Origin of the sequence: Chryseobacterium sp. CBo1, assembly GCF_001693475.1 — a bacterium.
GTDB classification, from domain to species: Bacteria; Bacteroidota; Bacteroidia; order Flavobacteriales; family Weeksellaceae; genus Chryseobacterium; species Chryseobacterium formosense.
In genome coordinates this window covers 219,026-231,808 of record NZ_MAUH01000001.1, presented here as the reverse complement: position 1 = coordinate 231,808, position 12,783 = coordinate 219,026, and the positions used below count along the sequence as shown (strand labels likewise).

12 protein-coding genes are annotated in these 12,783 nt (G+C 35.6%); 5 read left to right on the top strand and 7 right to left on the bottom strand.

The genetic code is table 11. From position 1 onward, the window contains the following. Positions 1–11 precede the first annotated feature (11 nt). Positions 12–1,139: an alkaline phosphatase gene (locus tag BA768_RS01245; RefSeq protein WP_065719393.1), complete on the bottom strand. Its 1,128-nt coding sequence runs from the start codon at positions 1,137–1,139 to the stop codon at positions 12–14. Between the two features lie 280 nt (positions 1,140–1,419). Here BA768_RS01245 and BA768_RS01240 point away from each other — a divergent pair, with 280 nt between their 5' ends. Next, on the top strand, positions 1,420–4,185 hold the full coding sequence (locus BA768_RS01240) for a SusC/RagA family TonB-linked outer membrane protein (protein ID WP_065719392.1): 2,766 nt from the start codon (positions 1,420–1,422) through the stop codon (positions 4,183–4,185). 22 nt (positions 4,186–4,207) lie between these two features. Next, positions 4,208–5,944, top strand: a complete 1,737-nt coding sequence (locus tag BA768_RS01235) for a RagB/SusD family nutrient uptake outer membrane protein (protein ID WP_065719391.1) — start codon at positions 4,208–4,210, stop codon at positions 5,942–5,944. A gap of 142 nt (positions 5,945–6,086) precedes the next feature. Here BA768_RS01235 and BA768_RS01230 read toward each other — a convergent pair whose 3' ends face one another. The 6 genes from BA768_RS01230 to BA768_RS01205 all read right to left on the bottom strand — a co-directional run bounded on the left by BA768_RS01230 (position 6,087) and on the right by BA768_RS01205 (position 11,466). Continuing rightward, entirely contained in the window at positions 6,087–7,322 is a 1,236-nt protein-coding gene (locus BA768_RS01230; RefSeq protein WP_065719390.1) for a PQQ-dependent sugar dehydrogenase, read from the bottom strand. Between the two features lie 210 nt (positions 7,323–7,532). Next, on the bottom strand, positions 7,533–8,297 hold the full coding sequence (gene map, locus BA768_RS01225; protein ID WP_065719389.1) for a type I methionyl aminopeptidase: 765 nt from the start codon (positions 8,295–8,297) through the stop codon (positions 7,533–7,535). Between the two features lie 379 nt (positions 8,298–8,676). Next, entirely contained in the window at positions 8,677–9,612 is a 936-nt protein-coding gene (locus BA768_RS01220; RefSeq protein WP_051882590.1) for a helix-turn-helix transcriptional regulator, read from the bottom strand. Between the two features lie 237 nt (positions 9,613–9,849). Next, positions 9,850–10,149 carry a hypothetical protein gene (locus BA768_RS01215; RefSeq protein WP_065719388.1) on the bottom strand — a complete coding sequence of 100 codons (300 nt, stop codon included), beginning with the start codon at positions 10,147–10,149 and terminating at the stop codon, positions 9,850–9,852. Positions 10,150–10,151: 2 nt separating this feature from the next. Next, complete coding sequence (locus BA768_RS01210; RefSeq protein ID WP_065719387.1) at positions 10,152–10,613, bottom strand: hypothetical protein; 462 nt, start codon at positions 10,611–10,613, stop codon at positions 10,152–10,154. A 154-nt stretch (positions 10,614–10,767) separates the two neighbouring features. Next, complete coding sequence (locus BA768_RS01205; RefSeq protein WP_065719386.1) at positions 10,768–11,466, bottom strand: helix-turn-helix transcriptional regulator; 699 nt, start codon at positions 11,464–11,466, stop codon at positions 10,768–10,770. 129 nt (positions 11,467–11,595) lie between these two features. Between BA768_RS01205 and BA768_RS01200 the strand changes: the two genes are divergently transcribed. The 3 genes from BA768_RS01200 to BA768_RS01185 all read left to right on the top strand — a co-directional run bounded on the left by BA768_RS01200 (position 11,596) and on the right by BA768_RS01185 (position 12,782). Continuing rightward, the gene (locus BA768_RS01200; RefSeq protein ID WP_065719385.1) at positions 11,596–11,850 is read left to right on the top strand and encodes a hypothetical protein; all 255 of its coding nucleotides are present in this window, start codon (positions 11,596–11,598) and stop codon (positions 11,848–11,850) included. 238 nt (positions 11,851–12,088) lie between these two features. Further along, complete coding sequence (locus BA768_RS01190; protein ID WP_065719383.1) at positions 12,089–12,466, top strand: hypothetical protein; 378 nt, start codon at positions 12,089–12,091, stop codon at positions 12,464–12,466. Positions 12,467–12,470: 4 nt separating this feature from the next. Beyond that, on the top strand, positions 12,471–12,782 hold the full coding sequence (locus BA768_RS01185) for a hypothetical protein (protein WP_123947043.1): 312 nt from the start codon (positions 12,471–12,473) through the stop codon (positions 12,780–12,782). Position 12,783: the final 1 nt, after the last annotated feature.

Here is a 12,783-nt window from a genome sequence, read left to right as displayed (position 1 = left end):
TAAAATTCAAGTTATTTAATCTTGATTCCACTCTTTTTTAAAGCTTCAACCAATTTGTGATAGATTGTATTATTAGGATAAACTCCTGAAAAAAGTTCCTGACCTTTTCCCATCGCAAAAACAGGAACCAAAGCTGCAGTATGCTGATTGTCGATAAAATTGACCTGAACTTTATTTCCAATTTCTTTTTCTTTTCCTGTCACTGCATCTTTTTCTGAGTATTTCCCGATGCTTGCGCCACCTGTTTCGTGATCGGCTGTAACAACCAATAACGTATTTGGATTTTTCTTGATGTAATTGATGACCACGCCGATGGTTTTATCAAAATCCAGCACTTCTTTAGTCATAATTTGAGGATCTTTCGCATGACCGCCCCAATCGATGAACGAACCTTCGACCATCAGGAAAAACGGTTTATTGTTTCTAGCAAAATAATCTAAAGCGGCCTGTGTCGCTTCAGGTAAAAAATCACCTCTTCCCTGAACTTTATTAGGCAACTCATCCTGAGCCAATAAATACAGATTTTTCTTCCCCGAAATTGGTTTTGATAATGAAACTGTATCTATTCTGTATTTTTTATTTAATTCTGATAAAAGGTTTTTTCCGTCTTTTCTTTTGTTGAAAAATTTCAAACCTCCGCCTGCAGCAAAATCAACATCAGATTTTAAGAATTCTAAAGCAATATCTTCATGCAAATCACGATCTTTCACATGAGCATAATAAGAAGCGGGTGTTGCATGGGTAATTGAAGTAAGACTTACCAAACCCGTCTGATAATCATTCTTCTGAAGCTGTTCTAAAATCGTTGGGATTGCTATAGAATCTTTATCTACTCCAATGGCTCTTTTGTAGGTTTTTTTCCCGGTCGACAAAGCTGTCGCTCCGGCTGCAGAATCTGTAATCAGATTGCTTGTAGAAGAGGTTTCAGAAAGCCCGACAATTTTAAATTGAGTAAAATTCGGCTCTGAATTTCCAAAATAAAAAGCAGAGGTAACTTGCGAGACTCCCATTCCATCTCCGATCATAAAAATGACATTAAGAGGTTTCTGTTTTTTTTGAGCTGATAACAATGCTGTAAAAAGAAGCAAAGAAAAAGTCGCAATAGCCCTGAAATTGACGTTTTTGTAACAATAATTCATAATCGTTAGATTTTTAATAATACTTATAAAACAAAACAAGGGCACAAAATTAGAGATAATATGGTATCAAAATGTAGCTAATAAAATCAATAAAACCAATGTTAACAGAAAAACCATTGATTCTAAAAAGATTAAAAAAATTTGTTCACACAAAGTTTTCCTAAATTTAATTTTTGACAATAAAATTCACGTTTTATTAATTTTAAAAACAGTTTACTTAATGTTAATTTAACAGTTTTCAGCGTTCCACCGAATTAATTTTGCACCAAAATAATAAGGAATGAAACGTATTTATCTCGTGCCAACTGTTTTGATGGGCTGTGTCAGTTTAACATTTGCACAAAAAAAAGAATCCGACACCATCAAGGATGAAAACAGATTAAAAGACATCGAAGAAGTTGTCATGATCGGTTACGGTTCTCAAAAGAAATCTGACGTAACCGGAGCTGTAGGATCGCTAAAAAGCGAAGATTTCAATAAAGGTATGGTTGCAAACGTTGGCCAGTTGCTTCAGGGAAAAATTGCCGGAGTAAATGTAGCGAATGTAAGTGGTGAACCGGGAGCTAACCAGAATATCATCATCCGAGGAGTCGGAAGTTTACGCTCAGGAACTACTCCACTTTACGTGATCGACGGTTTTGTAATCGATAACAGTAATACAGGAACAGCTAATAACCCAATGAATTTCATCAATCCTGATGATATCGAATCAACAGACGTACTGAAAGATGCTTCTGCAGCCGCAATCTATGGTGCAAGAGGAGCAAATGGTGTAATTATTATCACTACTAAAAAAGGAAAAAAAGGAAGAACTCAGATGAATCTTTCTTCTAACCTGACGATTTCAAATCTTGCCAATAAAATGAATGTTTTCGGTGCTGATGAATTCAGAAGACAGGTAACCGCAGCCGGAGGAAAACTTGACGATATGGGCGGAAATACCGATTGGCAGGACGAACTAACAAGAACAGCCGTTTCTAAAAACGTAAACTTTTCTGCATCAGGAGCCACTGAAAACTCAAATTATTATACTGCTTTAGGATACGAAGATCAGGAAGGGATTCTTTACAACAGCAATTTGAAAAGATATTCCGGGCGTATAAATGTTTCGCAAAAAGCTTTTGATGGAAGATTAAAAATTGACTTCAACCTAAACGGAACAAGAACCGAAAACAACAGACCTAATGCAACTGATATAGTCAGCAATATGCTAACATGGAATCCTACATATCCTGCATACACAGACGGTGCACCAACTGCTATTTTTAACAATGGTAGTTTCAACCCAATAATTCGTCGTGATATTTACAAAGATTTTACAACAAACAACAGAATTCTAGCCAACATTTCTCCTTCCGTAGAAATCATTAAAGGATTGACATATAAATTGAATTTAGGCATCGATTATTCTACAGCTGAAAGAGTGATCCAAAATATGCCGAATGCCATTCCCTTGGAAATCGGAAGTTTAAATCTAAGTACCTATTCAAACAACAATACTCTTGTAGAGAATACATTAACTTATAATTTTAAAATCAACAGCCATGATTTTAATGTAATGGCGGGACACTCTTATCAGAGATTAATGCTGACTTCAAGAGGATGGTCTTATCAAAGCTTCCCCATCAACGGAATCGAACCACAGTACCAAATTCCGGCTGCGGGAGCAACAAACCAGACAACATCGATTATTGCCAATAAAAATGAATTACAATCATGGTTTGGAAGAGTAAATTATGACTTTCAGGATAAATATCTTTTAACCGCAACATTAAGAGCCGATGGATCTTCTAAATTCGGAGCAAACAACAAATACGGATTTTTTCCTTCAGTTGCTGCAGGATGGAATATCAGTAAAGAAAATTTCCTTTCAGAAGTAGAGCAAATCAACAATTTGAAATTAAGAGCAAGCTGGGGTAAAACCGGAAATCAGGAAATCCCGGGTAAGGTAACAAAGAAAAGCTACCGAGCCGATGCGAGCGGAACTGCACAGGCAACCTACCCGCTGAATGATAGTGGAAATTATCCTATCGGAATATATCTTGTAAGAGCAGACAATCCGGATTTACAATGGGAAGTGACCAAGCAAACCAATATCGGATTAGACTTTGGAATTTTAAATAATAAATTAACGGGTACTATCGATTTCTTCAAAAAAGTATCTGATAACATTATCTCGGAGATATATCCTGTAGATCCCATTGCACCAGATCGTACAACATGGAAAAACATCCCGAACATGCAGATCAACAATACCGGCTGGGAAATTTCATTAAACTACAACAGCGATTCGAATAAAGCATTTACATACAGCATTGGAGGAAATACTTCTTTCATTAAAAACAAAGTGAAAAATTCTCCATACCAGGTAATTACCACAGGAGAAGCGCAAGGTCCGGGAACAACCAACGCAGTGATCAATGGCTATATTAATAACGAGCCCATCGGAACTTTCTTCGTAAAAGAATTTTTAGGATTGGATGAAAAAGGCACCAATATCTTCAGAGATCTTGACGGAGATGGAACGATTACAGACAATGACAGAATTGCAGCAGGAAGCGCATTGCCGGATTTCACCTACAATCTGTACCTGAAAGCAGCTTACAAAAATTTTGATTTAGGCTTAAATTTTAATGGGGTTGCAGGAAATATGATTTACAACAACACGGCTTCAACCTTGTTTTCGAGAGGCAGACTGGGATTATCACACAATACGACAGATGCTGCTACACAGTTTCCTAACGAAAGTGTAAACAACACCAATGTAATTTCTACAAGATACCTTGAAAAAGGAGATTTCTTTAGACTAAACAATGCTACTCTAGGATATAATTTAAATCCGAGAATATTGGGAATCGGCGATCATATTAGAAATATCAGATTTTCTGTAACAGCTCAGAATTTATTTGTAATTACAAAATATTCAGGTTTTGATCCTGAAATAAATACCGGTCTTTCTCAGGGAGGAATTCAGTCTTTCGGGATCGATTACGCTACCTATCCCAAAGCGAAAAGTTTTGTATTCGGTGTAAACGTAGCATTTTAATTAACCATTTAAAAAGAAAAAAATGAAAAATAAATTTTTAATCTCAATTCTTAGTTTAAGTGCTCTTGCTCTTGTAGGATGTACCGATCTTGAAGAACAGGTGATCGACGAGTCTCTTGAGGCGCAAACCACAACACCTGTTGAATCTTTTGTTGCTCCGGCTTACGGACCACTTCCGGATGCATTTACCCATACCAAAAACTATGGACTTCAGCTTATAAGCTCTGATCAGGCTATTCTTCCGCCAAGAGGAAGCGGAAACGACTGGTATGACGGTGGAAAATATATTGAACTTCATCAGCATACAACAACCACGACCAATGTTGTCGTACAACAAACATGGGACGCCATGAGACTGATGCTGTCGAGAACCGTAACTGCCATCGAAAAACTACAGTCTCCTGCTTCAACAGACCCTAATGCAGCAAAAGCCGTATCTGAAATGCGCGCATTGAGAGCTTATTACAATATGCTAATGCTTGACTATTGGGGAATTGCATTCAAAAAAGATTCTACAACCCAAAATTCTCAGATTTTAAGAAAACAGGAGGCTGTATCTTATATTGAAAGTGAATTTCTTGCCGTTGTAAATGAGCTTGATAATTCAAAAGGCCCGGGACGAATTTCTCAGGCTGCAGTAAACGGATTTTTAGCACAGCTTTACCTGAATGCCGCAGTTTACAGAGATCCTTACGGAACTCCTGTTTTTGCCGCTGGAGATATGGATAAAGTCATTGAATATACCAACAAAGTGATTAATTCAGGATTATACACTCTTTCCTCTGAATATTTTGCCATATTTGATGACAATAATCATTCAAACAAAGAATTAATTTTTGCCATTGATCAAAGACAGGACCTTAATACTTCTCACAACAGATTGGGATACTGGTCGCTTTCAGGAAGTCAGTATCCTTTGGCAGCTTTTCCTAAAGCAAACGGAACAGACGGCCCTGCCATAACCCCGGATTTTTATCAAACTTGGGTTCAGGCTTACGGAAGTACAGATCCTGCACAAGTTGATGCCAGGTTTTATAAAGAAAATTTAGTAGTTCCTAATAATTTAAAAGATTTAACAGGAATTACTCCAGCAAATGATTCCAATCATTATTTCCTAGTTAACGGTGCAACATACGAAATCAACAGAGGAATTCAGAGAGGAATTCAGTGGGGACTTAGAAATGCATCAAACGGACAGCCATTTCAAACTGTAAACGGACAATACAAAATATATCCGATCATCGAGCAGAGAAATGGTTTCGTAAATTATGTAAACCACACATTGGAAATCGATCTTGAAAACCCGAACAATAAAGATTATACAGATGGCTACAGAGTATCAAAATACCAGTTTTCAAGAACTTCAGATACCGGAAGAAACAGAGGGAACGCAGACATTGTACTTCTCCGTTTAGCTGATATTTATCTGATGAGAGCTGAAGCTCAGCTGAGAAAAGGAAATTCAGGAGCGGCTTTAGCCGATGTAAATTTGGTAAGAGCTTCAAGAACAGCAAGACCTTCAGTAACACCTCCTGCTCTAACTACCATTAATCTTGAATTGCTTTACCGAGAAAGAGGATTTGAATTTTACTGGGAATATTCAAGGCGAACAGATATGATCAGATTCGGGCATTATGAAGATCTTTATACTTCAAAAACAAATGCAGATCCGAGAAAAAGATTGTTCCCGATCCCACAATCGGCAATCGACGGAGCAGCTGCAGAACCTGGATATTTGGTTCAAAACGCTGGTTATTAATTCTTTTCAACTATATTTTCAATCAGAAAAACCGTTCTCATAATTCGAGAGCGGTTTTTATTTTTTAAAATTTTATTCTATTTTAAAAAGAAAAACACCAGCTTAAAGCCAGTGTTTCAAAGGGACGAAAAAAATATTCTATTTATTGTTTTTGAATTTTATATAATCTCCCCGCATCGGTAACTGCGTAAAGCGCACCATCAGTTCCTTGGGTAATATCTCTGAAGCGCTGCATTTCGCTTGCAAGCAAACGCTCTTCACCCACCACTTTATTATCTTTAATAACCAGTCTTACAATATGTTGTCCGCTGAGAGCTCCGATGAAAAGACAGTTTTGCCATTCCGGAATATTATTACCTCTATAAAACGTCATTCCACTTGGTGAGATTACAGGATCCCAGTAATAAACTGGCTGTTCCATACCGCTTTGCTGCTGAATGCCACCGCCGATAACTGCCCCGCTGTATTCAATACCATAAGTAATTGTTGGCCAACCGTAATTTTTTGCAGGCTGCACTCTGTTGATTTCATCACCACCACGTGGGCCATGCTCACTTTGCCACAGTTCACCCGTCGTCGGATGAATGGCAATTCCTTGCGGATTTCTGTGACCGATGCTGTACAATTCCGGCAAAGCTCCACTTTGGCTAAATGTCGGATTTCCCGGCGCAGGTGCTCCGTCTTTTGTTATTCTTAGAATCTTGCCTATAGCTGCAGTAACCGATTGCGCAAAAGGTCTTGTTGAAAGGTCTGATCGTTCACCCACACTTACCATTAGATTTCCTGTGGAATCAAATAAGATTCTCCCTCCATAATGCAAATTTCCCGCAGAAGAAGATGGGTTTGCACGGTAAATAACCGCTGCATTTTCAATAGTGGTTTCTGAAGTAGAAAGCTTTCCTTTTGCAACAGAAGTTTGCGTTCCGCCAGCTACATTTTCAGAAAAAACCCAATAAATCATTCTGTTTGAAGAGAATTGAGGATCGATGCAAATTCCCAACAATCCGCCCTGTCCTGTTGAATTTACGGCAGGTATTCCGGTGATTGCATTTCCTACCGCTCCGCTATTGGTCACTATTCTCATAGTGCCGCCTTTTTGAGTGATAAGCAGTCTTCCGTCAGGCAAACTGGTGATTCCCCAAGGTGAAGCTAATGATGAGGTTAAAACCGTGCTTGTGAAAGGTGTTTGGGTTTTCACGCCATTCACTCTGGTTTGTCCGGCAAAAGCAGAGGAATAGGTTGTGTTGGCTTGTCCCGTTTCTACTGGCGGATAGATAGCTTCATTTCCGGGTTCTTCGATTGGTTGTTCAATGTCATCAGAACAATTTGCTAAAAACATCGCAGATGCCAATAGCAGGTAATGTACTTTAAATTTCATATTTTAAGATTTGGTGATCTGATTTTCGAAAATCATAATTTTCAGTTTGCAAAGCATCAAAGTTTGCGCCAATAATCAGATATTATTCAAAATAATTCACTTTTTAACATTTAAATTAAAGTCATTATCAGAATTTATTCAGTCTGAAATATTTACAAAAAAACCTTCCATCATTCTGAAAGGTTGATTTATTTAATATTAAAACTATAATTAGTTTAAAATCTCATTCATTTGCGTTAAAACAACCGGTTTTCCATCGGTAATTAAAATCGTATGCTCGTGCTGAGCCATGTAGCCGCCTTTATTGCCAACCATCGTCCAGCCATCTTTCAGCTCAACCGCAATGGTGGAATCTGTAGAAATAAATGTTTCTATGGCTACAACCGAATTTTTTTTAAACCTTCTGGTATCAAAACGGTTTCTGTAGTTCATTAATTCATCCGGCTCCTCATGAAGACTTCTCCCGACACCATGACCGCCAAGATTTTTAATGACTTTATAACCTTTTTTCTTTGCTTCGGTTTCCATTAGAAAACCGATGTCTGCAATTCTTACTCCGCCTTTTATATTATTAATGGCTTTATTTAAAATAAATTTTGAAGCATCAACTAATTTCTGATGCTGATTAATATCTTTTCCAATCACAAAAGATCCACCATTATCTGCCCAAAAACCGTTGAGCTCTGCAGAAACATCAATATTAATTAAATCAACATCTTTTAAAATTCTTTCGGAGTTAGGAATACCGTGGCAGAATTCATTGTCCACGCTAATGCAGGTCCAACCCGGAAATCCGTAAGTAAGGTGAGGTGCGGATTTAGCACCAAAATCTGAAAGTATTTTAGCACCGTATTCATCAAGATCTTTAGTCGTCATACCAACTTCAGCATAATTTATCATTTCTTTTAAAGTATAGGCTACTGCCTCACTTACTTTCTGCATTCCGATCAGTTCGGCTTCGTTTGTTATTGACATGATAGAGTTTTTTATCAGTGTAAAGGTATAAAAAAAGAAATTTTAATTCTGAAAATCCATTAAAACAAGAAACTTATTAATGGAAATTAATGGAAGATTAGATAAAAAAAATTGGAAGTATAAATACTTCCAACTTAAAGAATATATAAACATTGTGTTTTTGGAGTTTCACAATTCATAAGAACTATGAAATACAGATTGTTATCAAACGAATATGCATCTTTTTCAAGTTGTATTTCCATTTGAGAGTACAATATTAACAATGTTATTCTTTAAACAGAAAAAAATGAATTATTACATCGACTCGGATAATGTCTTACATGGTCTCACTTAATTTAAAATACTGAAAATCAGAATATTTTAATTGTAAAACACAAAATCAAAATGTATTAATAATATATAAAACAATATCAGTTTCGGGAGAGATATTGAGCTTTTTACGAATTCTATACTTTTTATTTTTCACAGAGCTCACGGTAGAATTTGTAGCTACAGCTATTTCTTTGGTGCTCAAATTCAGTTTTAGCAAAGCACATATTTCAAGTTCAGAAGAAACGAGATTTGGTGCCACTCGCAAAATATTTTCAAAAAAATCAGGGAATTCAGATTTAAAATAAGTGATAAACAGTGAGTTTTTACTCATGGCAAGTTCATACAGTTCTCCTGAAAAGCTAATTTTATCTGTCTTCTTTAATAAATTATCTAATCTTTCTTTTTCAATATAATATTCTCTAACCTTTACTTTATCCCTCGAGATAAAATAGATCCCCACAAATGTACAGCAGACAACTTCGATGACTTTATATACTCTTACATAAAGCTGTTTTACAGGTGAAAGATGAAGCCAGTAATCAGAGAATAAAGAATAATCCGAAAGTATATTAATAAGAAAAAAAAGCACGTATGACAGAATAAGAAAAATTATCCTGATTTTATCTATAGAAAAATCAAAAATAAATGCGACTGCAATGGCCAGCGAAATGTATGATAAATAATTCATACATCCTTTACCTGCCGTACCATCACAAAAAAAGACTACCAACCCGAGTAAAAAGAAAAAACCAGTCAGTAATTTTTTATTGAAACGAATGCTATCGGGCCACAATAAAGTGCTAAACATAAGTACAGCCATTCCTCCAAAAACACTTGCACTTATATACTGGTCAAGAAAAAGTGCGTTTATCAATACATTACAAAGCAAGAGAAAAACCAGAACTATCGTATACACATCAAACATGAAGCTTTTCCCATATTCGATTTCATTTTTTGCAAACTGTCTTTTTCTTGTTAGAAGAGATACAATATATTTCAGCATTGCATTTTTTTTAAGTTACAATTTAATGATTATTGTGCAAATTATTCTTTTTACAAGAAAATAATAAATTGAGCTATAACAATATACGAAAAAAGTCACCAGATTGGTGACTTTGCTGTTGATGTGGTCCCACCTGGGCTCGAACCAGGGACCACCTGATTATGAGGGACTACCCTCCGCATCATGAGATAGAAATGCGATTGAAAATCAACACTTTACTATTTTTATATTTTTATTTTAATTTGAGGTTACCCCCATAATGTTACCGTTAATGTTACCCGCATTTTTTCCGTTTCTAAAGAGATTATCGGACAATGCGAAGATCCAGTTAATGTCAATTCCGTACACTTTTGAAATCGTTTCAATGTGTGCTGCAGTAAAGTGAAAACCTCGACCTCTTTTCTGTTGATTTTTCACACTTGAAAATAACTGTTTCGTTATTCCGGTATGTTCGTGGAAATCCTGAATGTGAGGAATCACACCTTGATCTTTCAAAATTCTTGGCAGCTTCAATATTTGTTCGTCTGAGGTGTACATTCTTATTTTTTTTCTTTGCCAAATAATTTATCTATCTGTTTTTTAGTGAAGGACTGAGTAACCCCCAAAACACTGGCATTATTTGTGTGATATATAGTCGCCACAGGAACTCCGAAAGTTTTTTTAAACTTTATCAAAAGTAAATCATTGGGCAGTTGAAGAACTTTATCTTCTTCCGGCAATTCATCCAAACCTTTGATCAAAGTTATATACAGATAATCTAACGCACCATCCTTATCTTCAAATGAAAATCTTTTTATATTGATTATTGAAGAGAATTTCAGATCTCTGTATGAGAATTTTATTAAGTTATCGGAGCATTTCTCTACTTCGCCCATAAAAGAACCCATTGGAGCAACTTTTCCAACTGTTTCACATTTATCCTGAAGGTGGCTAACATCTTTAATTTGACAGATTGACAACGGAGATATTGTTACTGCTAAGAATACTAAAAGTTTTTTCATCTATCTTATTTTAAAGTTTGTAAATATGATTTAAGATTGTTTTCATAATTAAGATTTTCTATCCTCAAATTATATAGCTGGTATGAAACAACTGAGAGCGCTATAAAAATTAAGAAAAGCAATACAATTACAAGGTTCATTTGTGTTTTATTCATTATCTATTTCTTCTTTTAGATTTTCCCGAGATTCTATGCTCTACAACATTATATAAAAACGCAACCTCTCTTAGGTTTAAAACAAAGTCTTCATGCTTCCCATCATCATTGTTTAGAGAGTGACAAGTTATTTCTCCAGTTTCAACATTATGATCTATTATTTCTTTAAGCATAATCCCCTTAGTTCCGTGAGCTATTACGAAATCATAATCTTTGAAATGAAGCTTATACTGCCAGAGATGTCTTTGAACTTCTCTACAAATAACAATGTCACCTTTATTATAATCCGGTTCCATACTATCTCCATCAACTTCAAAGGCTAAATATTTTCCCTTGTATTCTTTATCAGCTTCAATTAATACAGTTGGAAGATCCGCTAAATACTCTTCTGCATAATATGCGTCAGCATAACCGGCTCTTGCTTTTGTAGTAACAATTTTCACTTCTAAAGTTGTAGCATAATTTTTTGGCTTTAATTCACTTACTATATCACTATTTATATCACTTTCGTATTTTTTAATAATATATTCATATATAACTTTTAAGGTATTAATCTGAGGTCTTTGTGTCACACCGTCGATTATTTTTTGTACACCAGTTATTGCAAGCTCGACATTAGTACCTATTTCATAAGCTGTTAAATCGTGTTTTTTTATCAATTCTAACACTTTTTTCAGCATAACATCCCTTTCGTTCATAAATTTTTTATGTTGGTTTTCAATTAGTTATATATTTTTTATATAATTTGTGATATGTAATAGTTGTATATTGTATCACTTGTGTTATATTTGCTATATCAAAATGATAACACAACAAAACATTTCAAAATGAAAGAAGCAAATATAACAAATCCTAAACGAATCAGTATTACGGTTTACCGTAAAATTCAAGAGGATTATGATTTGAGAGCTGCAATGGCATCTGATCTTGGAATGAGAGAAAACGCACTATATCTGGCGGCATATCGAAAATCAAAATCATTAGAAAACTATTTCTACATCGAATCTTTTAAGAAGCATACCGGATGGACAGATGATCAAATTTTCGAAGTTGACAAACAGGAAATTATAGATGCGATATGAGTCAATTAACACCAAAGGACGTAAGAGAAATTCAAGCGTACCTCAAAACAATACAGACATATTCTGCCTTAGTTGAAGCGAAATTGTCAGCTTGTACGGGCGGCGTGGGAACCGCCCAACGCAAGCAATCTAAATCACAAACAGACAAGGAAGCTGCTGCAAGAGCAAGATTCCACAAATAAAAAAAGCCACCTGCGGGAACAGATGGCCGATGTCAAACTTTAAAAAGTCAACAATAATGGTTACAAACTTACAAAAATTAATTTCTAAAACGAATTTTTTCTCTGAAAAGAATTTCAGAAAAGCAGTCCAAATCGCAAACGAATTAGAGTTCATGGATTTTGGAATAGATGAAGAAAACAAAGAAAACAATTGGTTCGGGCTCTTCCTAGATGAAAACAACGCTTACTGGACAATACAGATGAATCGCAGAGGTACTTATGGTCTATATGTAGAAGATGAGAAAATATGTGCTGTTGGAAAAGAACTGGAAGCAAAAATTGATTCTTTCAGAGAAGATGAATTGGGAGCTGAAGAACGAAGTGTTTTATCACACAGGGAGTATTTAGCTGAACAGAATGAATTGTGGAGAAATTTCGGACCTGGTAAAAATTAAAGTTATGGATTATCAAGTAGGACAAACAGTTTATGATGTTGGAATCAACTTCAAAACGAAAAAAGCAACCGTAAGAGAGCAAAAGATCCTTTACGTAGGAGATCAGGTTTTATTTGTTACTGGAATTGATTGTGTTTGGGGTGAGAAAAATGAAATAACCCTGAGATATTCAATGAAGGATGCATTTAAACCTGAGAGAATCTTCGAATCCACTACCCATACGGTTTGGACAGACGACCGAGAAAGAGCCTATCAATATGCCCATCAAATGAATGAAATCCAGAAAATGAAATTATCAATTTCTAAAGCCTGTTAAT